This window comes from Glutamicibacter endophyticus (assembly GCF_048457885.1).
Lineage (GTDB): Bacteria > Actinomycetota > Actinomycetes > Actinomycetales > Micrococcaceae > Glutamicibacter > Glutamicibacter endophyticus.
Genome location: NZ_CP174200.1, coordinates 1,845,928 through 1,871,244, shown reverse-complemented (window position 1 = coordinate 1,871,244; position 25,317 = coordinate 1,845,928). Strand labels below are relative to the sequence as shown.

Annotated in this window: 23 protein-coding genes; all 23 read left to right on the top strand. The window is 64.2% G+C overall.

The window, feature by feature from the left end; translation table 11 throughout:
- The first annotated feature begins 7 nt into the window (after nt 1-7).
- Complete coding sequence (gene alaS, locus ACJD00_RS08725) at nt 8-2,698, top strand: alanine--tRNA ligase (RefSeq protein WP_309407047.1); 2,691 nt, start codon at nt 8-10, stop codon at nt 2,696-2,698.
- On the top strand, nt 2,691-3,164 hold the full coding sequence (gene ruvX / locus ACJD00_RS08720; RefSeq protein WP_418906693.1) for a Holliday junction resolvase RuvX: 474 nt from the start codon (nt 2,691-2,693) through the stop codon (nt 3,162-3,164). Before alaS ends, ruvX begins: the two co-directional genes overlap by 8 nt.
- A 35-nt stretch (nt 3,165-3,199) precedes the next feature.
- Entirely contained in the window at nt 3,200-4,558 is a 1,359-nt protein-coding gene (mltG, locus tag ACJD00_RS08715) for an endolytic transglycosylase MltG (protein ID WP_418906692.1), read from the top strand.
- On the top strand, nt 4,558-5,388 hold the full coding sequence (locus ACJD00_RS08710) for a shikimate dehydrogenase family protein (protein ID WP_418906691.1): 831 nt from the start codon (nt 4,558-4,560) through the stop codon (nt 5,386-5,388). Before mltG ends, ACJD00_RS08710 begins: the two co-directional genes overlap by 1 nt.
- Nucleotides 5,389-5,417: 29 nt before the next feature.
- Nucleotides 5,418-6,617 (top strand): chorismate synthase, encoded by a 1,200-nt coding sequence (aroC, locus tag ACJD00_RS08705; protein ID WP_309407052.1) that lies wholly within the window; start codon nt 5,418-5,420, stop codon nt 6,615-6,617.
- A gap of 21 nt (nt 6,618-6,638) precedes the next feature.
- A complete protein-coding gene (locus ACJD00_RS08700; RefSeq protein ID WP_418906690.1) occupies nt 6,639-7,112 on the top strand; it encodes a shikimate kinase in 474 nt (157 codons plus the stop codon).
- Between the two features lie 62 nt (nt 7,113-7,174).
- Nucleotides 7,175-8,266: a 3-dehydroquinate synthase gene (aroB, locus tag ACJD00_RS08695; RefSeq protein WP_418906689.1), complete on the top strand. Its 1,092-nt coding sequence runs from the start codon at nt 7,175-7,177 to the stop codon at nt 8,264-8,266.
- Nucleotides 8,267-8,268: 2 nt separating this feature from the next.
- Nucleotides 8,269-8,805, top strand: coding sequence for a tetratricopeptide repeat protein (locus tag ACJD00_RS08690; protein WP_418906688.1), 537 nt, complete (start codon nt 8,269-8,271; stop codon nt 8,803-8,805).
- 603 nt (nt 8,806-9,408) lie between these two features.
- Nucleotides 9,409-9,969, top strand: coding sequence for an elongation factor P (gene efp / locus ACJD00_RS08685; RefSeq protein WP_418906687.1), 561 nt, complete (start codon nt 9,409-9,411; stop codon nt 9,967-9,969).
- Nucleotides 9,969-10,379, top strand: coding sequence for a transcription antitermination factor NusB (nusB, locus tag ACJD00_RS08680; protein ID WP_309407059.1), 411 nt, complete (start codon nt 9,969-9,971; stop codon nt 10,377-10,379). The genes efp and nusB overlap by 1 nt, the downstream gene beginning before the upstream one ends.
- A 393-nt stretch (nt 10,380-10,772) precedes the next feature.
- Complete coding sequence (gene pyrR / locus ACJD00_RS08675; protein ID WP_418906686.1) at nt 10,773-11,348, top strand: bifunctional pyr operon transcriptional regulator/uracil phosphoribosyltransferase PyrR; 576 nt, start codon at nt 10,773-10,775, stop codon at nt 11,346-11,348.
- On the top strand, nt 11,345-12,322 hold the full coding sequence (locus ACJD00_RS08670) for an aspartate carbamoyltransferase catalytic subunit (RefSeq protein ID WP_418906685.1): 978 nt from the start codon (nt 11,345-11,347) through the stop codon (nt 12,320-12,322). The genes pyrR and ACJD00_RS08670 overlap by 4 nt, the downstream gene beginning before the upstream one ends.
- Nucleotides 12,319-13,623 (top strand): dihydroorotase, encoded by a 1,305-nt coding sequence (locus ACJD00_RS08665; RefSeq protein WP_418906684.1) that lies wholly within the window; start codon nt 12,319-12,321, stop codon nt 13,621-13,623. The genes ACJD00_RS08670 and ACJD00_RS08665 overlap by 4 nt, the downstream gene beginning before the upstream one ends.
- Nucleotides 13,616-14,125, top strand: a complete 510-nt coding sequence (locus ACJD00_RS08660; protein ID WP_309407066.1) for a hypothetical protein — start codon at nt 13,616-13,618, stop codon at nt 14,123-14,125. Before ACJD00_RS08665 ends, ACJD00_RS08660 begins: the two co-directional genes overlap by 8 nt.
- Complete coding sequence (gene carA, locus ACJD00_RS08655; protein ID WP_418906683.1) at nt 14,126-15,295, top strand: glutamine-hydrolyzing carbamoyl-phosphate synthase small subunit; 1,170 nt, start codon at nt 14,126-14,128, stop codon at nt 15,293-15,295. It begins immediately after the preceding gene.
- Nucleotides 15,295-18,573 (top strand): carbamoyl-phosphate synthase large subunit, encoded by a 3,279-nt coding sequence (gene carB / locus ACJD00_RS08650; RefSeq protein ID WP_418906682.1) that lies wholly within the window; start codon nt 15,295-15,297, stop codon nt 18,571-18,573. The genes carA and carB overlap by 1 nt, the downstream gene beginning before the upstream one ends.
- Complete coding sequence (pyrF, locus tag ACJD00_RS08645; RefSeq protein WP_418906681.1) at nt 18,566-19,399, top strand: orotidine-5'-phosphate decarboxylase; 834 nt, start codon at nt 18,566-18,568, stop codon at nt 19,397-19,399. The genes carB and pyrF overlap by 8 nt, the downstream gene beginning before the upstream one ends.
- Nucleotides 19,400-19,534: 135 nt before the next feature.
- Complete coding sequence (mihF, locus tag ACJD00_RS08640) at nt 19,535-19,870, top strand: integration host factor, actinobacterial type (RefSeq protein WP_309407073.1); 336 nt, start codon at nt 19,535-19,537, stop codon at nt 19,868-19,870.
- A gap of 3 nt (nt 19,871-19,873) precedes the next feature.
- Entirely contained in the window at nt 19,874-20,437 is a 564-nt protein-coding gene (gmk, locus tag ACJD00_RS08635; protein ID WP_309407074.1) for a guanylate kinase, read from the top strand.
- 10 nt (nt 20,438-20,447) lie between these two features.
- Nucleotides 20,448-20,708 (top strand): DNA-directed RNA polymerase subunit omega, encoded by a 261-nt coding sequence (rpoZ, locus tag ACJD00_RS08630; protein WP_309407076.1) that lies wholly within the window; start codon nt 20,448-20,450, stop codon nt 20,706-20,708.
- 65 nt (nt 20,709-20,773) lie between these two features.
- Nucleotides 20,774-22,000 (top strand): bifunctional phosphopantothenoylcysteine decarboxylase/phosphopantothenate--cysteine ligase CoaBC, encoded by a 1,227-nt coding sequence (gene coaBC, locus ACJD00_RS08625; RefSeq protein ID WP_418906680.1) that lies wholly within the window; start codon nt 20,774-20,776, stop codon nt 21,998-22,000.
- Between the two features lie 77 nt (nt 22,001-22,077).
- Nucleotides 22,078-23,283 carry a methionine adenosyltransferase gene (metK, locus tag ACJD00_RS08620; protein WP_309407079.1) on the top strand — a complete coding sequence of 402 codons (1,206 nt, stop codon included), beginning with the start codon at nt 22,078-22,080 and terminating at the stop codon, nt 23,281-23,283.
- A 10-nt stretch (nt 23,284-23,293) separates the two neighbouring features.
- Nucleotides 23,294-25,243 (top strand): primosomal protein PriA, encoded by a 1,950-nt coding sequence (locus tag ACJD00_RS08615; RefSeq protein WP_418906679.1) that lies wholly within the window; start codon nt 23,294-23,296, stop codon nt 25,241-25,243.
- The last annotated feature ends 74 nt before the right edge of the window (nt 25,244-25,317 follow it).

Below are 25,317 nucleotides of genomic sequence, written 5' to 3'. Positions count from 1 at the left end.
CTCAACGATGAAAACGCAGGAAATTGCCCGCCGTTGGATCGACTTTTTCGCCGCCAAGGGCCACACCGCGGTTCCCAGCGCCTCGCTGGTCTCCTCTGATCCCTCGCTGCTGTTTACGGTGGCGGGCATGGTCCCGTTCATCCCGTACCTGACCGCCCGTGAGGAGCCGCCATACTCGCGCGCCGTCTCCGTGCAGAAGTGCATCCGCACCGGAGATATCGAAGAGGTCGGTAAGACCGTACGCCACGGTACCTTCTTCCAGATGTGCGGTAACTTCTCCTTCGGTGACTACTTCAAGGAATCGGCGATTCCCTTCGCCTGGGAGCTGCTGACCTCCTCGGTGGAATCCGGCGGCTACGGCTTGGATCCCGAGCGCCTGTGGGTGACCGTCTACGAGGACGGCGACGAGAAGGACACCGAGGCCCGCCGCATTTGGGAAGAAGAGATCGGTGTGCCCCGCGAACGTGTGATCGGCACCGGCAAGGAAGATAACTACTGGAACACCGGTCAGCCCGGCCCCGGTGGTCCCTGCTCGGAGATCTACTACGACCGTGGCCCGCAGTATGGGAAGGACGGCGGCCCGGCCGTCGACGAAACCCGCTTCATCGAGATCTGGAACCTGGTGTTCATGCAGTACCGGCTTTCCGCCGTGCGCTCGAAGACCGACTTCGATGTGGCCGGTGAACTGCCCAAGCGCAATATCGACACCGGGCTGGGTCTGGAACGCCTGGCGATGATCCTGCAGGGCGTCGAGAACATGTACGAAACCGACCAGGTGCGTCCGGTGCTTGATCGCGCCGCCGAACTGGCCGGGGTGGAGTACACCTCCACCGAGGATCCCGAGGATCCGAACCACGCCAACGATGTGCGCCTGCGCATGATTGCCGATCACGTACGCAGCGCCCTGATGCTGATTTCCGATGGCGTGACCCCGGGTAACGAGGGCCGCGGCTATGTGCTGCGTCGCCTGATCCGCCGTGCGGTGCGTGCCATGCGCCTGATGGGTGTGGACTCCGAGGTGCTGCCACAGCTGTTGCCGGTTTCGCGCGATGCGATGAAGGGCGTCTACCCGCAGGTGGAGTCCGACTTCGAACGCATTGCCCGGGTGGCCTACGCCGAAGAGCGCGCCTTCCGCCGCACCATCTCCTCGGGTACCACCCGTCTGGACGAGGCCCTCGAACAGGCCAAGGCCGCCGGCACGAACCTCTCCGGCGATGACGCCTTCACCTTGCACGACACCTACGGTTTCCCGATCGACCTGACCTTGGAGATCGCCTCCGAGGCGGGGTTGAGCGTCGATGAGAAGCGCTTCCGTGAGCTGATGACCGAACAGCGCACCCGCGCGCAGAAGGACGCCAAGGCCAAGAAGGCCGGTCACGCCGATCTGAGCGTCTTCAACAAGCTTGCCGAGTCCGGCGCGGTGCACTTCACCGGCTACGACACGCTCAATGGCGAGTCGAAGATCCGCGGCATCGTTCGCGATGGGCAGTTGGTGCCCTTTGCCGAACAGGGCCAGCAGGTGGATCTGGTGCTCGAGGAAACCCCGTTCTACGCCGAGGCCGGTGGCCAGGCCGGTGACGTGGGATTGATCCACGGTGATGGTTTCGTCCTCGAGGTCACCGATGTGCAGGCCCCGGTTAAGGGTTTGAACGTCCACAAGGTTCTGGTGCGCGAGGGCGAACTGCCCGCCGAGGCACTGGTCCGCACCGAGGTGGACGCAATCCGTCGCCACTCCGGTGAGCAGGCTCACTCGGCCACTCACCTGGTGCACGCCGCGCTGCGCGACCTGCTCGGGCCCACCGCCACGCAGGCCGGTTCCTTCAACAAGGCCGGATACCTGCGCTTCGACTTCTCCTGGACTGAGGCACTGTCGTCCGCCACGCGCGCCGAAATTGAAGAGGTCGTCAACCAGGCCATCGTGGCGAACCACGACGTGATCAGCAATGAAATGTCGTTGGATGCCGCGAAGAAGCTCGGTGCGATGAGCCTGTTCGGTGAGAAGTACGGCAATTCGGTGCGTGTTGTGGAGATGAACGGCGCCTGGTCGCGCGAACTGTGCGGTGGTACCCACGTGGGCTCCACCGCCCGCATCGGCCAGCTGACCCTGCTCTCGGAGGCTTCGGTCGGTTCGGGCAACCGCCGCGTCGAAGCCCTGGTGGGTATGGAGGCCTTCCGTCACGGGGCAGCCGAACGCGCCCTGGTTTCGGAGCTGACCGGCATGTTCAAGGTCCCCAGCGAGCAGGTGCTCGACCGTGTCTCGGACACCGTGGCAAAGCTCAAGGCCGCCGAGAAGCAGATCGCCGAAATGAAGTCGGCCGCGCTACTGGCCCAGAGCAGTGCGCTGCTCGCCGACGTCGAGTCGCTCAACGGTGTCAAGCTCTTGGCTCATGATGCCGGTGCCGTGGATTCGGCCGATGCCTTGCGCACGCTGGCACTGGATCTGCGCGGCAAGATCGGTTCCGACCCGGCCGTGATCGTGCTGATCGGTCAGGCCGGCGGACGCCCGCTGGTGCTGGCCGTGACCAACGAGGCGGCACGCTCCGCCGGTTTCAAGGCCGGTGCGCTGGTGCGCACCGCTACCTCCGTGCTCGGCGGTGGCGGCGGCGGCAAGGACGATATGGCTCAGGGTGGCGGGCAGGACGCCTCGCGCATCGGCGAGGCCCTGGCGGCCATCCGTTCCGCGGTGGCCAATGCCTGAGTTGGCGATGGGCGTCGACGTGGGCTTGGCCCGCGTCGGCGTCGCCGTATCCGATCCGCACGGGGTGCTGGCCACCCCGGTGATGACCCTGCGCCGCGACGCGAAGAAGAATTCCGATCTGCGGATGCTGTTGCGCATTATTGCGGATCGTGGGGTCAGCGAGGTGTTTGTCGGTGAGCCGCGTTCCCTCTCGGGGCAGGACACCGAGTCCACTCGGATGGCCCGCGCCTATGCGATCGAACTGGCCGAGCGTGCCCACGAGGCGCAGCAGGAGTTGTCGGTGTATCTCATCGACGAACGGCTGAGCACGGTCAGCGCCCACCGAATGCTGCACGAATCGGGTCGCAAAATGCAGCAGCACCGCGAGGTCGTCGACCAGGTGGCCGCGGTCAATATTTTGCAACAGGTGCTGGACGCACGGCGTAACGACGCCCGCGTGCAGGCAAGCCGCGTCGTGGTGAAGTAACCCTTCGCCACGCACGCCCCACATGGAGAGAGATTATGGGCGACGAGCATAACCCGGCCAATATCCCGTCATCGCTGCCCGAGCTGCTGCGCCGCTGGGCCGGTGGAACACGCCCGGGAGAACTACCGACCCCGGGAGCCCCGGAAATCACCGGAGCTCCGTTAGGCGGTGCGGACTTCACCGAGGCCCCCGAGACCGAGCACCCGCATGCCGAGCAGGCCGCCGCGTACGACGCCGAGGCCGAGCACGCTGAGCAGCATCCGATCACCGGGCAAATGCCGCTGGCCGAAACCTCGGTTTTTACCGAGCATGAGCCAAAGCCGCGGCGCACCAAGCGTCGGCGCAATCTGGTGATGCTTGCCACCGTGTTGATTTTTGCCCTGGTCGTGACCGGGTCGGTGTACTTCATCAAGACCATCTACAAGCAGTTCAACCCGGACGATTTCACCGGACCCAAGGGTCCCGTGGTTGAAATCACCGTCAAGGATGGTTGGGGTGCGAAGATCGTTGGTTCGGTGCTGGCCGAGAAGAAGGTCGTGGCCAGCGAGAAGCTCTTCGTGAAGGCGGTGGAGGACTTCGTCGCCACCCATGAGGAGGCCACCACCATTCACCCGGGCACCTATCAGCTCAACACAAATTTGCCGGCCGCCGACGCCGCCGAAATCATGCTGGATAACCGCCCCGACAAGGTGGTCTACGTGGGGTTGAAGGCCAATGTGCGGCTCAAGGACTCGTTGAAGGAAATCGCCGAGGGCTCCGGGCTGAAGGAAAAGCAGTTGCGTGAACTCGCCGATGACCCGCAGGCCTTTGGGCTTCCCGAGTCGGTGCCGAATCTTGAGGGCTGGCTGCACCCGGGGGAGTACCGCTTCCCGCTGGAAACCGAAGCCACCGAGATTTTGCAGACCATGGTAGATAACACCAAGAAGGCCCTGAGCGAGCAGGGCGTCGAGGATCTCAGCGAAGGGTATCGCTACCTGAAGATCGCTTCGATTTTGCAGGCGGAGGCCCGTCCGAAGGATTACGCGACGGTGGCCGGGGCCATCGACAACCGTCTCTCACCGAATAACCGCGAAACCCACGGGCTCTTGCAGGTGGACTCCACGGTGATCTATGGACTGGATCGCTACTCGTTGCAGTTCAGCCAGGCCGAACGCAAGGACGCCTCGAACCGCTACAACTCCTATGTGCACAAGGGACTGCCGCCCACGCCGATCGGTTCCCCGGCGCTTCCGGCGATCCGTGCCGCGATCAACCCTGTGCCCAATGATTACTACTACTGGGTGACGGTGAACACCATCACCGGCGAAACGAAGTTTGCGCGGACCTTCGCCGACCATCAGAAGAATCAGCAGCAGTTCCGCGACTTCTGCTCGGCGAATCCGGAGGCTTGCTAATGCTACGCGCCGCCGTCCTCGGCCAACCCATCGGCCACTCCAAGTCCCCGGTGCTGCACAGCACCGCCTACGCGCTGCTCGAGGTGCCGATCGATTACCGGGCCATTGAGCTGTCCCCGGAACAGGCCGAGGCACAGGCGGCGGAGCTACGTGCCGGTCGTTGGGCCGGTTGTTCGGTCACCATGCCGCTGAAGGACGTGTTCGTGCCCCTGATGGACGAGCTGAGCGATCGGGTGCGCCGGTTGGGCGCGCTGAACACCATCATCGTTGACCCGCAGGGCCGTTTGCGCGGGGAGAATACCGACGTCGACGGCATCCTTGGAGCCCTAGGCGACGCCGGGGTGCGCCAAGCCGAGCGGCTCACCGTGCTCGGGGCCGGCAACACCACCCTGGCGGCCGTGGCCGCCGGTGCCGAACTGGGTGTGCGCGAGCTGCGTATCGTGCTGCGCAACGCGCTCAAGGCCCAGAAGGTCGCCGCCCTGGCCGAAGAGTTGGGCATGGATGTGCGCGTCGAGGAGCTAGGCTCGCTTGGCGAAGGCGCCTTAGCCGCGGACCCGCTGGTGATTAGCACTCTGCCACCGCATGGGGCCGATGATTGGCTGTCCGTGCTCGGGGCCGGCACCGGGGTGCTGCTGGACGTGGCCTATGACCCATGGCCCTCGGCCCTGGCCGAAAGCTGGGCCGGGCCGGTGCTCAGCGGCGAACATATGTTGGTGCACCAGGCCGTGGAGCAGGTCCGCCTTTTTAGTGGCGTGAACTTCGATGAGTCGGTGCGTGAAAACGTCACAAATGCCCTATACGCCAGCATCGGACTTCATCGAGAAGGCTAATCCGGTCATGTCATGGCAAAATTGATGCCATGTTGCGTTGGTTGACGGCGGGCGAATCCCATGGCCCGGCACTCGTTGGAATTCTTGAAGGACTACCCGCCGGGGTTTCGGTGGACTCACAGGTCGTGCGTGATGCACTGGCCCGCCGGCGGCTCGGCTATGGCCGCGGTGCCCGCATGAAGTTTGAGCAGGACCAGGTCACCTTCCTTGGCGGTGTCCGCCACGGCAAGTCGCAGGGCGGCCCGGTGGCCATCCAGATCGGCAACACCGAATGGCCCAAGTGGGAAAAGGTGATGAACGCCGACGAGGTGGACCTCGACGAGCTGGCCGCCATGGCGCGCAACGCACCATTGACCCGCCCGCGTCCGGGCCACGCCGACTTCACCGGCATGCAGAAGTACGGTTTCGAGGATGCCCGTCCGGTGCTTGAACGGGCCAGCGCCCGCGAAACCGCCGCCCGAGTGGCCCTCGGATCCGTGGCGCAGGCATTCCTGCGCGAACTGGGTATCGAGTTGGTCTCCCACACCACCGCCATCGGCACCGTCAGCGCCCCGGCCGACGCCCCGCTACCCACGGCCGCCGATGTGGCCGCGTTGGATGCCGACCCACTGCGTTGCTTCCACGCAGAGACCAGCCAGGCCATGGTGGCCGAAGTCGACGACGCACACAAGGCCGGGGAAACCCTCGGCGGCGTGGTCGAGGTTCTTGCCTACAACCTGCCTCCAGGTCTGGGCTCCTACGTGCACTGGGACCGCCGTCTTGACGCGCGCCTGGCCGGCGCACTGATGGGCATTCAGGCCATTAAGGGTGTTGAGGTTGGCGACGGGTTCGAAACCGCGGCCCGTCGCGGTTCGGCTGCCCACGACGAGATCGAACGTGACGAACAGGGTGTTATCCGCCGCGCTTCGGGTCGTGCCGGCGGTATCGAAGGTGGCATGTCCATCGGCGAGGTGCTGCGCGTACGTGCCGGTATGAAGCCCATTGCCACCGTGCCGCGCGCCCTGCGCACCATTGACACCGCCTCCGGCGAAGCCACCACCGCACACCACCAGCGTTCGGACGTCTGTGCCGTTCCGGCTGCCGGCGTGGTAGCCGAAGCCATGGTGGCACTGGTGCTCGCCCAGGCCGTATTGGAGAAGTTCGGCGGCGACTCGGTGGCCGAAACCAAGCGGAACCTGGAGTCGTACCTGGCGGCAATCCCTGAGTCGTTGGAGTCGACCGGGGTATAAATGATCTATCTCATTGGTCCTATGGCCAGCGGCAAGTCCACCATTGGGCGGTCGCTGGCCATTGCCCTGTCCACCGACTTCGCCGACACCGACGCGGTCATCACCGAGGCGCACGGCCCGATCCCACAGATTTTCGCCACCCACGGGGAGTCCTACTTCCGGAGCCTCGAAGCTCAGGCGGTGGCGCAAACGCGGGCCGGGGTTATCGCCACCGGCGGTGGCATAGTGGTCAACCCGCAAAATCATGCCGCGCTACGCCGCGGTACGGTCATCTATTTAGAGCTCTCCGAACGGACCGCGCAAGGCCGTCTACCGGCTGATGACGGGCGGCCCCTGCTAAGTGGCGATGATCGCATTGCGCGCTGGACGCAGCTCTACGAACAGCGCCGAACTACCTATGAATCCCTAGCTGACCTGACAGTTAACGTGGATGATCGCACGGTCGACGAGGTCGTAGCGCTCATTAAGGATCATGTGATTCGCGCCACGAGATAGTTTGCGTGCGCCGCCGCGCGCGTACCCTAGATAGATCAGCACCATGAGGAGGATCTCGACGGATGCCATTAGCACCCACCACACTGCAGGTCACCGGGACGAATGCCGGGGAATCTTATCCCGTACTCGTCGGCAATTCTTTGCTGGGGCAACTACCCGAATTGCTCGGTCCGGCGGTGAAGAAGGTTTTGATCATCCACCCACGAGCCCTGCGCGCCACCGGCGATCTGGTTCGTGAGGATCTCGAAGGGACCGGACTGACCGCGCTGACCGCGGAAATCCCGGATGCCGAGGAAGGCAAGCACATTCAGGTCGCCTCCTTCTGCTGGGAGGTTCTGGGCAAGAACGACTTCACCCGCAGCGACGCGGTAATCTCCGTTGGCGGCGGCGCCGTCACCGATCTGGCCGGCTTCGTGGCAGCGACTTGGCTGCGCGGCGTCAAGGTGATCCATATCCCCACCTCGCTACTGGCGATGGTGGATGCCGCCGTGGGCGGCAAGACCGGCATTAACACCGCCGAGGGCAAGAACCTCGTCGGGGCCTTCCACCCACCGGCCGCCGTACTGGCCGACCTCGATGCGCTGGCCACCTTGCCAAAGAACGAACTGGTCACCGGTTTGGCCGAAGCCGTGAAATGTGGCTTCATCGCCGACGAACGCATTCTGGAATTGATCGAAGAAGATCCCGCCGATGCGATCGATCCGACCAGCGATCGGCTGCGTGAAATCGTTGAACGCACCATCGCCGTCAAGGTTGACGTGGTCTCGCGTGACCTGAAGGAATCGGGGGAGCGCGAGTTCTTGAATTACGGCCATACCCTGGCCCACGCCATCGAGTTGGCCGAGCGCTACCAGATGCGTCACGGTGCCGCGGTCTCCATTGGCCTGTGCTTCGCGGCCGAGCTGGGAAGCTCGGTCGGTTACACCTCTGACGCTATTGTTGAGCGCACCTTTGCCATTCTCCGTTCGCTGGGTCTGCCCACGAGCTACCGCAATGACCGTTGGGCCGCGCTGCTCGATGGGATGAAGCGCGATAAGAAGTCGCGTGGCGATCAGCTGCGCTTTGTCGTGCTCGAGGAAATCGGCAAGCCGCGTATCTACGAGGTGCCCGATAACTCGCTGTTGTTCGCCGCCTACCAGGAGATCGGGGAATAGCGATGACTCAGCAGACACACCAAGCCTTTGAAGTCGCCTCGGTCAACCGTGAAGGTACCGATACGGCTATTGCGGGCATCCTCATCGACCCGGAGACCATGCGTCCCTTCGTCTCGGACGAGAAGGCCGCCGAGCATTCGATGCTTTTCGGTTCGCCGACCGACCAGGTAGTCATTCACCTGGCCCGCGGTGAACTGTCCAAGGCGGGGGAGCTGATCGCCGAATCGCGGTTGACCGACCCGACCAACGCCCACCTGCGCGTGTTGGATACCGAGCTGACCCGTGCACGAGGTGACTTCGACCGGGCGATCAACCGGTTGCGCGCGCTCCTCGAAGAGTTCGCCGGCACCGAGTACGAGTCGCTGATGCAACACCACTTGGGCATGTCCTACTACGAGCGTGGCGACTACCACGCCGCGGCCACTCGCTTCCGCACCGCCTTGCAGATGCGTGAAGAATCCGGTGGACGTCCACACTTGATCGACGCCTCGCGGGTCTGTCTGCAGATGGCCGAAGAAAAACTTGCACAGCACGGCTAAAGCAGCCATTGCGTGAAGTGATTCTGGCGTGCACGTGATGTGCGCGCCAGAATTTTCTTTTAACTCAGACTAACGTGGTTGTGCACCTCTGCCGCCACGCGGGAGCATCCTGCGACAAACAAGCTCGCGAAGCTGTCGGAGCCCTAGTGGAGCGCTACACCACTGTGTAGGCAACGGGGCGGGGCCTAAATTCGGTTAGAGCATTCGCCGTTATCTAGCGCGAAATCCGGAACTACTGCAGTTGGCCTTCGCGATTCGCTGGCGTAAACCCTATCCGTGAGCGCCATTGCTCACCCGGCAACCATCCCCAGCAATGGCCGTGGGTCGCACGACTCACCGCGGGGCTACAGGTGCGGCTAAGGCCTGCGACGAGTGAGGTAGCTGTTTTCCCACGCGGGGCCGCGGTAGGATCGCACCGCCATCAACGGCGCCTTCGGCGGGTACCAAGCCGCTCCATGTGGCCCTTACCGAGTCATTGTGCCGAATTACCTGCGTGGTACTCGTCGCAAAGACCCGCCAGCTGAACTTTCCATGCGCTAGACTGTATATGGATTTTTGACAAGGCCGGCCTCGCGCTGGCACATACGAGGAATTGAGTTATACGTGGCGGATACAACCGACATCAAAAACGGACAGGTCATCAAGATCGATGGCCAGCTGTGGACCATCATCGATTTCCAGCATGTGAAGCCGGGCAAGGGTGGCGCCTTCGTGCGCACCAAGATGCGCAACGTGCTCACCGGTAAGGTCGTCGACAAGACCTACAACGCCGGTGCAAAGATCGAAACCGCAACCGTGGACCGCCGCGATTACCAGTACCTCTACCAGGACGGCGAAGACTACGTCTTCATGAACCTGGAAGACTACGACCAGATCACCGTGCCCGGCAATACCGTTGGCGAAGCCGCCGGCTACATGCTGGAAAACCAGGAACTGACCATCGCCATGCACGACGGTGCTCCGCTGTACCTCGAGCTGCCAGCCTCGGTCATTCTCGAAATCACCTACACCGAGCCAGGCCTGCAGGGCGACCGCTCCTCGGCCGGCACCAAGCCCGCCACCTTGGAAACCGGCAAGGAGATCCAGGTGCCGCTGTTCGTTGAGCAGAACACCAAGGTCAAGGTTGACACCCGTACCGGCGATTACCTAGGACGTGTCTCCTAGTGAGCGCCCGCGCCAAGGCCCGCCGCCGGGCCCTGGAATTCTTGTTTGAAGCAGAAGCCCGCGGCGCTGACCCACTTCAGGTAGCCGTTGCGCGACGTGAGAACTCCGATATCGTGCTCAACGAGTACTCGTTGAACATCATCGAGGGTGTCACCGCGCACCAGGAACGCATCGATGAGGTGCTCGAAAGCTACGTACGTGGCTGGACCATCGAACGGATGCCCAATGTCGATCGCATTGCCCTGCGCATTGGCGTGTGGGAAGTGCTCTACAACGATGACGTCCCCGACGCGGTGGCCATTGCCGAGGCGGTGGCGAACGTCCGTGAGCTGTCCACCGATGAGTCCCCGGACTTCGTCAACGGCGTGCTCGGACGCATCCAGGAAGTCAAAGAAACCCTGGTCGACTAGCTCGTAGCAGCAACACTTCGGAACTGCCGAGGAGATCCCGTTTAGGGATATCTCCTCGGCAGTTCGTGTTTAAGCGCCAACGTTGCACGCGTATTACCTCTCCACGACGCGAACGTGAGATTGGCGACGAGCTATGCACGGCGTCATGCCTAGGCCGCGGCACTGGAAATGACGCGTCAGGTCAGTGTCGGCGCACCGGTGACCTGCGCCGATGCGTGACCGGGGCAGGCCAGGAAAGGGCGCCGTCGCCTTCCCTGTGATTAACACCTCGGTCGATTCGTCGCAATGCATGAATATGCGCTAGGGGATTGGGGTGCACGCGTGATAATTTTTACTTCAGCACTGTTCCTTTAAGAACCGTCCCGTGAGGCGGAGAAGGGAGATCGCGCACAGATGACCGATGAAGCATCACAGCCCGTGCTGGCACGTACCGTGCTGTCCGGCGATGACATTGAACGTGTGTTGACGCGTATTGCCTTTGAAATAATCGAGGCAAATAAGGGTACCGAGGACCTCGTCCTGCTCGGTATTCCAAGCCGCGGGTTCCCGCTGGCGCGCCGTCTGGCCGACCGTATTGCGGCCGCATCCAAGGACGAATCCATCGACCCCGCCGCTCTGGTGGGGCAACTCGACGTCACCATGTACCGTGACGATCTGCGGCACTCCACCGCACGCACCCCCTCGCCGACCAAACTTCCCAGCGGCGGCATCGAGGGCAAGGTCGTGGTACTGGTCGACGATGTGCTCTACTCCGGACGCACCATTCGCGCCGCCCTCGACGCCCTCGCCGACTGGGGACGCCCCAAAATCGTGCGACTGGCCGTACTGGTCGACCGCGGACACCGCGAACTGCCGATCCGCGCGGATCACGTGGGCAAGAACCTGCCCACCGCGAAAAGCGAAAAGGTGCGTGTGCGCCTGGCAGAAATCGACGGCACGAACGATGTGAGTATCGAGGGGATCGCATGAAACACCTGATTTCCACCCGCGATCTGTCGCGCGCCGAGGCCATCCAGATCCTCGACGTGGCCGAAGAAATGCGTGAGGCCGGCACCCGCGAAGTCAAGAAGCTTCCGGCGCTGCGTGGACGCACCGTGGTGAACCTCTTCTTCGAAGACTCCACCCGCACCCGCATCTCCTTCGAAGCGGCAGCCAAGCGTCTGAGCGCGGACGTGATCAACTTCTCCGCCAAGGGCTCCTCAGTGTCCAAGGGCGAGTCGCTGAAAGACACCGCGCAGACGCTGCTGGCCATCGGCGCCGACGCCGTGGTGATTCGTCACCCAGCCTCCGGGGCCCCGGCTCGTCTGGCGGCCACCGACTGGATCGATCTGCCGATCGTGAACGCCGGTGACGGCATGCACGAGCACCCGACCCAGGCGCTGCTCGATGCCTTCACGTTGCGCCGCCAGCTGGCACTGCGCGAGAACGTCTCCCCGCTGGGTCGTGGACTCGATGGCCTGAAGGTCGCGATCGTCGGTGACATCCTGCACTCGCGCGTGGCCCGCTCCAACCTCTGGCTGCTGCGTACCCTGGGCGCCGAGGTGACCATGATCGCCCCGCCCACCCTGCTGCCGGTCGGTAGTGGCAACTGGCCGTGCACCATCAGCTACGACCTGGATTCCGTGCTGAACGCGGGCGTGGACGCCGTGATGATGCTCCGCGTCCAGGGTGAGCGCATGAAGGCGGCGTACTTCCCGAACCCACGCGAATACTCGCGGTACTGGGGGCTGGATGACGCCCGACTGGGCCGTTTGAACGCCGCCGGGATGGACACCTTGATCCTGCACCCGGGGCCGATGAACCGCGGCCTGGAAATTTCCTCGGCGGCCGCCGACTCCGATCGCGCTCTCGTGCTTGAACAGGTCACCAACGGTGTGGCCGTGCGCATGGCGAGCCTCTACCTGCTTCTATCCGGCGACCTGACGAAGGAATCCTCCCTATGAACTACCTGATTCGTGACGCTAATATTCTTGGCGAGCAGCGCGCCGACGTGTTGATCCGTGACGGGGTGATCGCCCAGATCGGCACCGAGCTGTCCGCCGAGGACGCCACCGTCATCGAGGCCGCCGGTCAGATCCTGCTACCCGGTCTGGTCGATACCCACACCCACCTGCGCGAGCCGGGCCGTGAGGACGCCGAAACCGTGCTGACCGGTAGCCAGGCCGCCGCCAAGGGCGGGTACACCGCCGTCCACGCCATGGCCAACTCCACCCCGGTGGCCGACACCGCCGGCGTCGTCGAGCAGGTCTATGAGCTGGGACGCAAGGCCGGTTGGGTGGACGTCCGCCCGGTTGGCGCCGTCACCGTCGGTTTGGCCGGCGAACAGCTGTCGGAAATCGGTGCCATGGCCGACTCGCGCGCCGCGGTGCGCATGTTCTCGGATGATGGCATCTGCGTCTCGGACCCGCTGCTGATGCGCCGGGCCCTGGAATACGTCAAGGCTTTCGACGGGGTGATCGCCCAGCATGCGCAGGAGCCACGGCTCACCGAGGGTGCCCAGATGAACGAGGGGGAGACCTCCGCGGAACTGGGAATGCCCGGTTGGCCGGCGGTGGCCGAGGAATCGATTATCGCCCGTGACGTGCTGCTGGCCGAGCACGTCGATGCCCGCCTGCACGTTTGCCACGTCTCCACCGCCGGCTCGGTGGAGATCATCCGCTGGGCCAAGGCCCGCGGCATCAAGGTCACCGCCGAGGTGACCCCGCACCATCTGCTGCTCACCGATGAGAAGGTCAAGACCTTCGACCCGGTGTACAAGGTCAACCCGCCGCTGCGCCGCAACGAGGATGTTTTGGCGCTGCGCGCCGGCGTGGCCGATGGCACCATCGACGTGATCGGCACCGACCACGCCCCGCACCCCTCGGAGTCCAAGGACTGCGAATGGGCGCAGGCGGCCATGGGCATGACCGGTCTGGAGACCGCGCTGTCCATCGTGCAGCACACGCTGGTCGAGACCGGGCTGCTGTCCTGGGCCGACGTCGCACGGATCACCTCCGCGGTGCCGGCGCAGATCGGCCGATTGAGCGATCAGGGCCGCCCCATCGCCGAGGGCGAACCGGCCAACCTGACCTTGGTGGATCCCGAGGCACGTTGGATCGTCGACCCCTTCGCGATGGCCACCAAGGGGCGGAACTCGCCCTTCGCCGGCATGGAACTGCCCGGTGCGGTGCGCGCGACCTTCTTCCACGGTCACCCGACCGTGCTGGATGGTGAATTGGCCTCGGCTCGGTCGATCGATGCCTGAGGGCGCGCCTACCGCGATCGGGATCACGATCGCCGTCATCGTCCTGGCCTTCATCCTCATCGCCTTGGGGTGGCGCAATATGAAGCGTCGGCAACAGGATGTACCGGCCCCCTATGAGCCCTTCGAGGACAGCGAGCAGGCTCGTTTTACGGGAATGTATGTCAGCACCACGCGCCGCGAGGACTGGCTGGACCGGGTGGCCGTGCATCAGCTGGGGATCCGCTCCAATGCCGAATTGAGCATTGGTGAGGATGGGGTGCACCTGCTGCGTCCCGGAACCACGGACCTGCACATTCCCTACGGCGCCACGCTGGAGGTACAGCGAGGGGCCGGAATGGCGGGCAAGTTCGTCGAACGCGACGGACTGGTGATCATCAGCTGGGCCAAGGACGACTACGAATTCGATACCGGCTTCCGACCCCGGTATCACGAACAGACCGCAGAGATTATTCAGATGCTGCAGCCGCGCATGGGCGGCACAGCCGAGCAGGAGAAACATTAAGTGACTACGCTAAGCAACCTTCCAGCCCTGCTGGTACTGGAAGATGGCCGCATCTTCCGTGGCCTGGCCTACGGCACCGTGGGCACCACCCTGGGCGAGGCCGTGTTCACCACCGGCATGACCGGATACCAGGAGACGCTCACCGACCCCTCCTACGCCCACCAGATCATCGCGCAGACCTTCCCGCATATGGGCAACACGGGTGTGAACGACGAGGATCCCGAGTCCCGCCGCATGTGGGCCGCCGGCTACGTGGTGCGCGACGCCTCGCGCCGCCCGAGCAACTGGCGCAGCCAGGGCACCTTGGAAGATGAGCTGAAAAAGTGGGGGATCGTGGGCATTCGCAATGTTGACACCCGCGCGCTGACTCGCCACCTGCGCGAAGCCGGTGCCATGAAGGCCGGCATCTTCTCCGGTGAGGCCGCACAGCGTCCCGAGGCGGAACTGCTCGCCGAGGTGCAGCAGCAGCCGCCGATGGCCGGGCGCAATATCTCCGCCGAGGTTTCGGTGGAGCAGGCCTACGTCGTCGAGCCAGCCGATCACGGTTACACCGGTGCGGTAAAGCACTCGGTGGCCGCCATCGACCTGGGCATGAAGTCGATGACCCCGCACCGTCTGGCCGAGCGTGGCCTGCGCGTGCACGTGCTGCCGCATGATGCGACCCTCGAAGATATCAAGGCCACCGGCGCCGACGGGGTGTTCTTCTCCAACGGCCCGGGTGACCCGGCCACCGCCACCACTCAGGTGGAACTGGTGCGTTCGGTGCTCGACGCCGGCATCCCTTACTTCGGGATCTGCTTCGGTAACCAGATCCTAGGCCGCGCCCTGGGCTTTGACACCTACAAGCTGCCCTTCGGTCACCGCGGTATCAACCAGCCGGTGCTGGATAAGGCCACCGGCAAGGTGGAGATCACCAGCCAGAACCACGGCTTCGCCGTGGACGCCCCGCTCGAGGGCTCGGTCACCGCGCCGGTCGCGCGCTTTGGTGCCGTGGAGGTCTCCCACTTCTCGCTCAACGACCGCGTCGTCGAGGGCCTGAACTGCCTGGACATTCCGGCCTTCTCCGTGCAGTACCACCCGGAAGCCGCTTCCGGCCCGCACGATGCCGCCTACCTCTTTGACCGTTTCGTCGCCGCGTTAGACAACGCTGCAGATAAGGATTCCAAGTAATGCCTAAGCGCACCGATTTGAACTCTGTGCTCGTGATCGGTTCGGGTCCGATCGTGATCGGCCAGGCCGCCGAATTCGACTACTCCGGCACCCAGGCTCTGCGTGTGCTCAAGGAGGAGGGCCTGCGGGTCATCCTGGTCAACTCCAACCCGGCCACCATCATGACCGACCCGGAATTCGCCGACGCCACCTACGTCGAGCCGATCACCCCGGAAATCGTCGAGAAGATCATTGCCAAGGAACGCCCGGATGCCGTGCTTCCGACCCTGGGCGGTCAGACCGCACTGAACACCGCCATCGCGCTGGATAAGAACGGCGTGCTGGAGAAGTACAACGTGGAACTGATCGGCGCCAACATCGAGGCCATCGAGCTCGGTGAGGACCGCGAAAAGTTCAAGGGCGTGGTGGAGCGCTCGGGCGCCGAATCGGCCCGCTCGAAGATCGTGCACACCCTGGAGGAGGCCTTCGCCGCCGTCGAGGAGCTGAAGTACCCGGTCGTGGTGCGCCCCTCCTTCACCATGGGTGGCCTGGGTTCGGGCATGGCCTACAACCCCGAGGATCTGCGCCGCATCGCCGGCGCCGGCCTGCAGTACTCGCCGACCACCGAGGTGCTCCTGGAGGAGTCCATCCTGGGGTGGAAGGAGTACGAGCTGGAGATGATGCGCGACAAGAACGACAACGTCGTGGTCGTGTGCTCCATCGAAAACTTCGACCCGGTGGGCGTGCACACCGGTGACTCGATCACCGTCGCCCCGGCGATGACGCTGACCGACCGCGAATACCAGCGCCTGCGTGACATCTCGATCAACGTGATCCGCGAGGTCGGCGTGGACACCGGTGGCTGCAACATCCAGTTCGCCATCGAACCGGACACCGGTCGCGTCGTGGTCATCGAAATGAACCCGCGTGTTTCGCGCTCCTCGGCGCTGGCCTCGAAGGCCACCGGCTTCGCCATCGCGAAGATCGCCACCAAGCTCTCGCTGGGTTACACCCTGGATGAGATCCCGAACGACATCACCCAGAAGACCCCGGCCTCCTTCGAGCCGGCCCTGGACTACGTTGTGGTCAAGGTCCCGCGCTTTGCCTTCGAGAAGTTCCCGGCCGCCGATGCCACCCTGACCACCACCATGAAGTCGGTCGGCGAGGCGATGAGCCTGGGCCGTAACTTCACCGAGGCGCTGCAGAAGGCGCTGCGTTCGCTCGAGCAGAAGGGCAGCGAGCTGTCCTTCGAGCCGCTGGACGAGGCCGAGATCCCCGAGGTGCTCGAGAAGATCACCGTGGGCTCCACCGAGCGCCTGGCGCTGGTACAGCGCGCACTGCTCTCCGGGGTTTCCCTGGAAAAGCTCTACGAGGTCACCGGCATCGACCCGTGGTTCCTGGATCAGCTGGCGTTGATCAACGAGACCGCCGCGCAGATCGCCGCGCACCCGAACCTCGATGAGCAGGTGCTGCGCGAGGCCAAGCGTCACGGTTTCTCCGATGCGCAGATCGCGAAGCTGACCGGCAAGTCCGAGGCCGTGGTGCGCGGAGTGCGTCATGCGCTGAACATCCGCCCGGTCTACAAGACCGTGGATACCTGCGCCGCCGAGTTCGAGGCCTTCACCCCGTACATGTACTCCTCCTACGATGAGGAGAGCGAGCTGGTGGCCCACGAGAAGAAGTCGGTGATCATCCTCGGTTCGGGTCCCAACCGAATCGGTCAGGGTATCGAGTTCGACTACTCCTGCGTGCACGCCGTGATGGCGCTGCGCGAGGCCGGCTACGAGACCGTGATGGTCAACTGCAACCCGGAGACCGTCTCCACCGACTACGACATCTCCGATCGCCTCTACTTCGAGCCGCTGACCTTGGAAGATGTGCTGGAGATCATCCACGCCGAAGAGGAGACCGGTGGCGTACTCGGTGTCTTCGTGCAGCTCGGTGGACAGACCCCGCTGAAGCTCGCCGCCGAGCTGAAGGCCGCCGGCGTGCCGATTCTGGGCACCACCCCGGAGGCCATCGACTTGGCCGAGCACCGTGGCGCCTTCCAGCGCGTGCTGGATAACGCCGGGCTGATCGCCCCGAAGAACGGCACCGCCGTGTCCTTCGCCGAGGCCAAGACCATCGCCGACTCCATCGGTTACCCGGTGCTGGTGCGCCCAAGCTACGTGCTGGGTGGCCGCGGCATGGAAATCGTGTACGACGAGGCAAACCTGGAGCGTTACATCTCCAACGCCACCGAAATCACCGTGGATCACCCGGTGCTGGTGGACCGCTTCCTCGAAGACGCGATCGAGATCGACGTCGACGCCCTGTTCGACGGCACCGACCTGTACATCGGTGGCATCATGGAGCACATCGAGGAGGCCGGTATTCACTCCGGCGACTCGGCCTGTGTGCTGCCTCCGATCACCCTGGGCCCGGACGTGCGCGCCCGTGTGGCCGCCGCCACCCGCGCCATCGCCGAAGGCGTGGGCGTACGCGGTCTGATCAACATGCAGTTCGCGCTGGCCAGCGACATCCTCTACGTCATCGAGGCCAACCCGCGCGCCAGCCGCACCGTGCCCTTCACCTCGAAGGCCACCGGTGTGCAGCTGGCCAAGGCTGCCGCCCTGATCGGTGTGGGGGTATCCATCGCCGAGCTGCGCGGTACCGTGCTGCCGGCCACCGGTGACGGCTCGAACCTGCCGGACACCGCACCGATCGCCGTGAAGGAAGCCGTGCTGCCCTTCGCCCGTTTCCGCACCCCGGAGGGCAAGGTCGTCGACTCGCTGCTCGGCCCGGAAATGCGCTCCACCGGTGAGGTCATGGGTATCGACAAGTACTTCGACACCGCCTTCGCCAAGAGCCAGGCCGCGGCCAACAACCCGCTGCCGACCTCGGGCAAGATCTTCGTTTCGGTGACCAACCGCGACAAGCGTTCGATCGTGCTGCCGGTCAAGCACCTCTCGGATAACGGTTTCGAGATTGTCTCCACCGGTGGCACCGCCGAGGTGCTGCGCCGCAACGGTATCCCCACCGAAGTGGTCTCCAAGGTGCACGAGGGTGGTGCCTCGATCGTCGACATGATCAACGAGGGACATATCGGACTGATCGTGAACACCCCGTCGGGTTCCGAAGCCCGCGGCGACGGCTACGAGATTCGTGCCGCGGCCACCAGCGTGGGCACCCCGGTCATCACCACCGTGGCCGAACTGGCCGCGGCGGCACAGGCCATCGATGCACAGCGTTCCTACGACTGGGATGTGATGAGCCTGCAGGAGCACGCCAAGTTCCTGAACCGGGGCGAGGATGCGTAACTTCGGAGAGCGCCTGCGCAGCGCCATGGACCAGTACGGTCCACTGTGCGTGGGCATCGACCCGCACCCCGGGCTGCTTCACAGCTGGGGGCTGGAGGATAACGTCGAGGGCGTGCGCCGCTTCTCGCTGACGGTGATCGAGGCACTCGAAGGGGTAGCGGCCATGTGCAAGCCGCAGGTCGCCCTCTACGAGCGCTTCGGCTCGGCCGGCTTCGCCGTGCTGGAGGAAACGCTTGCCGCAGCGCGGGCCGCGGGCGTGTTGAGCCTAGCCGATGCCAAGCGCGGGGATATCGGTTCGACCATGGCCGCCTATGCGACCGCCTGGTTGGACGATAACTCGCCGCTGGCCTCGGATGCGGTGACGCTCAGCCCCTATCTGGGCTATGAGTCCCTGCGTCCGGCGGTGGACCTGGCTCGTAGCACCGGTCGCGGTGTGTTCGTGCTGGGACTGACCTCGAACCCCGAGGGCCCCTCCGTGCAGCATGTGGGCGGTGAGCAGTCGGTGGCCAAGTCGATTATCGAGCAGGTCGCCGCCGAAAACGCCGACGCCGCGGATCTGGGTCACGTGGGCCTGGTGGTCGGTGCGACCATCGGAGACGCGGTGAAAACGCTGGGCATCGACCTGGTGGCCAGCAAGGCACCGTTGCTCACTCCGGGCCTCGGAGCGCAGGGCGCCACCGCAGCGGACATCGCCGCCGCCTTCGAGCAGAGCTACGCTCAGGTGCTGGGCACCAGTAGCCGAGACATCCTCAAGGTTGGACCGGAAGTTTCCGCCCTGCGGAAAAAGGCGGAGCAAGTGCGCAACGAATTGATCGACGCGCGCTAAATTACTAGCCGAATCGCGTTGTGGCTACTACAGTTTCTGGTAGCCACAACGCGATTCTTCTTGCATAAAACGCGTTTGGTGATTATGTTCAACACCATAGAGGCAAGTCCACTACACACTAAGGATGGCTGAACGATGGTATTGCGAGAGCTTTCAGACGAAGATCGCATCCGGGCACGGGCCAAGGCGCTAGCCGCGCGCACCCGACGTGCGGAGATCAAAGATCAGTTCAGTACGGGAAAAATTTCCATCACCGAGGTACTAGACTTGGTCTACGAAGATGAAGCCGTGGGGCGCATGCGCGTGATGGACTTGCTCGAGTCGGTGCCTGGCGTCGGCGAAGTCCGCGCCGCGAATCTGCTGGAACGACTGGGGATTTCTCCCTCCCGTCGACTGCGTGGATTGGGCCGTAAGCAACGGACCGCGATCACCGAGCATTTCAAGCAGTCGCCTCCAAAAACGAAAGTGTAGTATATGACCGCTGCGTCAGTAACCGTACTGGCAGGCCCAACGGCCGTTGGCAAGGGAACCGTCTCCACTTATATCCGCGATAACTATCCGGATGTATGGCTCTCGGTTTCAGCCACCACTCGGGACCCGCGTCCCGGCGAAGTGGAAGGGGTGCACTACTACTTTGTGGGCCCGGAACGGTTCGAGGCGCTCGTCAAGGACGGGCAAATGCTCGAATGGGCGGTGGTGCACGGACGCAATAGCTACGGCACCATTCGCAGCACGGTAGAGGACGCGGTGGCCCAGGGCAAGAAGGTTTTGCTCGAAATTGACCTGCAGGGTGCCCGGCAGGTCAAGGAGACCATGCCCGAGGCAAAATTCGTGTTTTTGGCCCCGCCGTCGTGGGAGGAATTGGTGCGTCGGCTCATTGGCCGCGGCACCGAATCCGCCGAGGAACAGCAGCGTCGGCTGGAAACCGCTAAACTGGAACTTGCGGCTGAGTCGGAATTCGACGTGACCATCGTTAATGACGATGTTGCACGCGCCGCCGAAGAGCTTGTCGCCCAAATGGGGCTGAGGAATGAATAAGGGGAGTCTTGTGACCACCAACCTAGAGGGAATCATCAACCCGTCGATCGACTCGTTGCTGACGACCAATGACTCGAAGTACGCACTGGTCTTGAACTCGGCCAAGCGTGCTCGTCAGATCAACGCATACTACGCGCAGCTCAATGAGGGCCTGTTCGAGTACGTCGGCCCGCTGGTGGAGACCAAGGCCAACGAGAAGCCGCTGACCATTGCGTTACGCGAACTCGACGAGGGTCTGCTGAAGGTTACCGCGGCCGCCGAAGAGGCCTAAAACGTCGCTACGGCGCCCTGAGATCAGGGCGCCGTTTCCTTTTTAACGAGCCAGAAAGCTATAGCGTGAAGCGAATTGTCCTAGGGGTCTCGGCCGGCATTGCGGCCTACAAATCGGTCTTGCTCCTGCGCCTGCTGCGCGAGGCCGGACACCACGTCGATGTGATTCCCACCCCCAGCGTGGAAAAATTTGTGGGAAACGCCACCTGGGAGGCGCTTTCGGGCAACCCGGTGACCGCCGATGTCTTCGACGCCGTGGATAGCGTGAACCACGTGCGCTTGGGTCAGCAGGCGGATTTGGTGCTTGTCGTGCCGGCCACCGCCGATCTGCTGGCCAAGGCCGCGAACGGGCTGGCCACGGACTTGTTGACCGGAACCCTGCTCGCCACCCGCGCCCCGGTGCTCATGGCCCCGGCGATGCACACCGAAATGTGGCAGCACCCGGCGACCGTTGCCAATATCCAGACGCTCAGCGACCGCGGCGTACAGTTGATCGGTCCGGCCGAGGGGCGACTAACCGGTACCGATTCGGGCCCCGGGCGCATGGTGGAACCCGAGGAGATCTTTGCCAGGGCCACCGCGATGCTCAGCGAGCCGCTGTTGGCCGGGCGCAAGGTACTGATCACCGCCGGAGGCACCCGCGAACCGCTGGACCCGGTGCGCTTCTTGGGCAACCGTTCGTCCGGGCGCCAAGGCGTGGCTCTGGCCCGTGCCGCCATGGATGCCGGAGCTAGCGTGACCCTCTTGGCCTGTAACCTCGAGGTTCCCGCGCCGCTTGGAGCCAAGGTGATCCAGGTCGGCAGCGCCAGTGACCTGCACGCGGCGGTGTTTGAGCACGCGCCGGGCCAGGACGTGTTGATCATGAACGCGGCGGTGGCCGATTTCCGCCCCGACACCATTGAGCAGTCCAAGATCAAAAAGCGTGATGAGCATTCGGCCCCGGTGATCTCACTGGTGCGCAACCCCGATATCTTGGCCGAGGTAGTTGCGGCTCGCGCCACGCAACCCGAGCTGCCTCCGCTGGTGGTCGGCTTCGCCGCAGAAACCGGGGACGCGCAAGGCAGCGTGGAAGACTACGGCCGCGCCAAATTGCAACGCAAGGGCTGTGAAATGCTCGTGGTCAACGAGGTCGGCACCAACCTGACCTTCGGACAAGACACCAACGCCGCCCAGGTGCTCTTCGCCGATGGCCGCACCCCGGTGCACAGCGCCGGAAGCAAGCTCGAGGTGGCCCGCGTGGTCATCGAACAGGTCGCTGACGTCATAAATCGGCAACAGACCGTCACACAGTGAGCGGCACCACGTGACCCAAAGTCACGGAAAGTATCAACGTTGAACATCAACAGTATGAGAACAGATAGAGTAACTAGGTGACTTCATCAACCCCCGAATTGCGCCTTTTCACCTCCGAGTCCGTCACGGAGGGGCACCCGGATAAGATCTGCGATCAGATCTCCGACGCCATCCTCGACGCCATGTTGGCTCAGGACCCACATTCCAAGGTCGCCGTCGAAACGCTGACCACCACCGGTCTGGTCCATGTGGCCGGCGAGGTGACCACCGACGGTTATGTTGAAATCCCCGAGATCGTGCGCCGCACCATCCTCGACATCGGCTACGACTCCTCGGCCAACGGCTTCGACGGCGCCCGCTGCGGCGTATCGGTATCCATCGGCCAGCAGTCGCAGGAAATCCACGACGGGGTGTTCAATTCTCTCGAAGCCCGCCAGGGCCTGGCCAAGGATCCCCGCGACCTGCAGGGAGCCGGCGATCAGGGTCTGATGTTCGGGTATGCCTCGGATGAAACTGATTCGCTGATGCCCACCCCGATCTTCCTGGCCCATCGGCTCTCCGAGCGCCTGACCCAGGTGCGCAAGAACGGCCGCCTGCCCCTGCTGCGCCCGGATGGCAAGACCCAGGTCACTATCGGCTACGACGGGGAAACCCCGGTCAGCATCGACACCGTGGTGGTCTCCAGCCAGCACGCCTCGGAGTACGAGCTGGACACCCTCAAGGCCGATCTGCTCGAAGAGGTCGTCACCCCGGTTCTGGAGCGTTCGGGCCTGGACACCTCGAACACCAATGTCATTCTGAACCCTTCGGGCCCGTTCATCATCGGTGGCCCGGTGGGCGACGCCGGGCTGACCGGCCGCAAGATCATCGTCGACACCTACGGCGGCTACGCTCGCCACGGTGGCGGTGCCTTCTCCGGTAAGGACCCGTCGAAGGTGGACCGTTCGGCGGCCTACGCCATGCGCTGGGTAGCCAAGAACGTGGTCGCCGCAGGCCTGGCGCGACGCGCCGAAGTGCAGGTGGCCTACGCCATCGGCGTGGCCCGCCCGGTGGGTCTCTACGTGGAAACCTTCGGCACCGAAACCGTCGATCCGGCAAAGATCACCGCCGCGATCAACGAAGTCTTCGATCTGCGCCCGCTGGGCATTATCGAAGATCTGGATCTGAAGCGTCCGATCTACCAGAAGACCGCAGCACACGGCCACTTCGGCCGCGACGATAAGGACTTCACCTGGGAGCGCACCGACCGCGTCGAGGCGCTGCGCAGCTACTTCAACGCCTAAAGGTCCGTCGGTGGACCAACAGGCCCTGATCGAAGCACCCGAGCCACAGCGCGCCGCGCATGTGGCTCGGGTGCTTATTGAATCTGCGCTGCCACATCTTGATCGCCCCTTTGACTACCTGATCCCGCCGAGCATGCGCGAGCAGGTCCAGGCCGGCGTGCGAGTCAAGGTCCCCTTCGGTGGTCGGCAACTGGCCGGTTTCGTGCTCGAGGTGCTCGACGAGCTACCGGTCGAACATAAACTCAAGCCGCTGGCCAAGCTCGTATCACCAACCGTGGCGCTACATCCCGAGATTGCGCGGCTCGCGCAGGCCGTGGCCGAACGCTACGCCGGCACCCTGTGGGATGTGGTGCGACTGGCCGTCCCGGCACGAGCCGCACGGGTCGAGACCGAGCAACGCGAGTTGCGCTATCCCGAACTGCCACCACGCCAGGGGCAACTTGATGAGTATGCCGGCGGAGCCGAAAGCGCCGGTCGGTGGGCGGCAGGCCAGGCCCACCGCGCCGTGGTGACCTGGGCCCCGAATAATCAGGGGTCCTGGCCCGGGTTTCTGCTCGATGCCTGCCTGCCGGTCTTGGCCGCCGGACGCCGCGCGCTGATTGTGGTGCCCGATGCCCGCGACCTGCAACTGCTGGCGGCCTACCTCGATAGCGAACTGGGACCCGAAAGCTATGCACGGCTACATGCCGATGATGGCCCCACGCCGCGCTACCGGAACTATCTCAAGGCCATCGGTGGGGAAGTGCCACTGGTGATCGGTACCCGGGCCGCCGCGCTCTGTCATGTGCCGGATCTTGGGTTGATGATCATCTGGCAGGATGATGACGCCTCCCACCGCGAACAGCGTGCTCCATATCCGCACGCTCGGCAAATTTCCCTGCTCCGAAGTCAGCTCGACGAGGTGGGTCTACTCATCGCCGGTACCTCGCGCTCGGTTGAGGCACAACGGCTGGTGGCTACTGACTGGGCCCAAGAGCTCAAGCTCCCGCGCGCCCTACTGCGTGAACGTGCCCCACGGGTAGTGGCGGCGGCCAGCGACTTTGAGCTCGAACGCGATCCGGTGCTGGCTCGAGCCCGCATCCCGGCCTTGGCCTGGCGGGAGGCCAGCGCGGCCCTCAAACACGGGCCGGTCCTGGTACAGGTAGCGCGCACCGGGTTTATGCCAGCCATTGCCTGCCAGAACTGCCGCTCGCTGGCCCGCTGCCTGGACTGCCAGGGACCGTTACAGCTCAGCTCTTCCGGCGCGGCCCTCAGTTGCCGCTGGTGTGCCCGCACCTACCGGAACTATGCCTGCCAAACCTGTGGCTCCACGCAGATTCGCGCCGCCTCGGTCGGCAGTGAACGCACCGCCGACGAGCTGGGCCAGGCTTTTCCCAGCGTGCCGGTACTGTCCTCCACGGGTGCCAAGCCGCTGTTCGAGGTGCCCGATCGCCCGGCGCTGGTGGTCAGTACCCCCGGCGTGGAGCCGGTGGCCGAGGCCGGCTACCGGGCGGTGCTGCTCCTCGACGCGCAGAAGATGTTGGCCCACGATGCCTTGCGTAATGCCGAACAGGTGCTTGCGCGTTGGTTTGCCGCGGCCAGCCTCGCCCGGGACGACGGGGTAGTGGTGCTCACCGGCGACCCGAGCGTTGCCGGTGCCGCGCTGATTCGCTATGACCCGGCCGGATTCGCCGAGCGGGAACTGGCCGAACGGCGCGAAGTTGGCTTACCCCCAGCGGTGCGTAGCGCCATCGTCTCCGGGCCCGGTGCCGGTCTGCTGGTGCGGCGGCTTCAGGCGCCGGTGCAGGTACACGGACCGACCATCCTTGAAGGTCCGCCACTTGAGCACCGTTATGTGCTGTTTTTCTCCTATGCCGATGGCCCCGCGGTGACCGGGCAGCTGCGTAGCCTGCGCGCCCAGATGGCCGCGGCCAAGGAACCGGTGGCGCAGGTGAGCATCGACCCGGATCAGGTGCTGTAAGACGGCGATCGTGCGGACCACAATACGAACTACGTGCAGCCCAAGACATGGAATCGTCCGGATCTTTTGTTGTC

What these genes read in the sequence shown, in the direction of transcription:
- alaS (WP_309407047.1), top strand. Translation starts at nt 8, where the DNA reads ATGAAAACGCAGGAAATTGCCCGCCGTTGGATCGACTTTTTCGCCGCC.
- ruvX (WP_418906693.1), top strand. Translation starts at nt 2,691, where the DNA reads ATGCCTGAGTTGGCGATGGGCGTCGACGTGGGCTTGGCCCGCGTCGGC.
- mltG (WP_418906692.1), top strand. Translation starts at nt 3,200, where the DNA reads ATGGGCGACGAGCATAACCCGGCCAATATCCCGTCATCGCTGCCCGAG.
- ACJD00_RS08710 (WP_418906691.1), top strand. Translation starts at nt 4,558, where the DNA reads ATGCTACGCGCCGCCGTCCTCGGCCAACCCATCGGCCACTCCAAGTCC.
- aroC (WP_309407052.1), top strand. Translation starts at nt 5,418, where the DNA reads ATGTTGCGTTGGTTGACGGCGGGCGAATCCCATGGCCCGGCACTCGTT.
- ACJD00_RS08700 (WP_418906690.1), top strand. Translation starts at nt 6,639, where the DNA reads ATGGCCAGCGGCAAGTCCACCATTGGGCGGTCGCTGGCCATTGCCCTG.
- aroB (WP_418906689.1), top strand. Translation starts at nt 7,175, where the DNA reads ATGCCATTAGCACCCACCACACTGCAGGTCACCGGGACGAATGCCGGG.
- ACJD00_RS08690 (WP_418906688.1), top strand. Translation starts at nt 8,269, where the DNA reads ATGACTCAGCAGACACACCAAGCCTTTGAAGTCGCCTCGGTCAACCGT.
- pyrR (WP_418906686.1), top strand. Translation starts at nt 10,773, where the DNA reads ATGACCGATGAAGCATCACAGCCCGTGCTGGCACGTACCGTGCTGTCC.
- ACJD00_RS08670 (WP_418906685.1), top strand. Translation starts at nt 11,345, where the DNA reads ATGAAACACCTGATTTCCACCCGCGATCTGTCGCGCGCCGAGGCCATC.
- ACJD00_RS08665 (WP_418906684.1), top strand. Translation starts at nt 12,319, where the DNA reads ATGAACTACCTGATTCGTGACGCTAATATTCTTGGCGAGCAGCGCGCC.
- ACJD00_RS08660 (WP_309407066.1), top strand. Translation starts at nt 13,616, where the DNA reads ATGCCTGAGGGCGCGCCTACCGCGATCGGGATCACGATCGCCGTCATC.
- carB (WP_418906682.1), top strand. Translation starts at nt 15,295, where the DNA reads ATGCCTAAGCGCACCGATTTGAACTCTGTGCTCGTGATCGGTTCGGGT.
- pyrF (WP_418906681.1), top strand. Translation starts at nt 18,566, where the DNA reads ATGCGTAACTTCGGAGAGCGCCTGCGCAGCGCCATGGACCAGTACGGT.
- mihF (WP_309407073.1), top strand. Translation starts at nt 19,535, where the DNA reads ATGGTATTGCGAGAGCTTTCAGACGAAGATCGCATCCGGGCACGGGCC.
- gmk (WP_309407074.1), top strand. Translation starts at nt 19,874, where the DNA reads ATGACCGCTGCGTCAGTAACCGTACTGGCAGGCCCAACGGCCGTTGGC.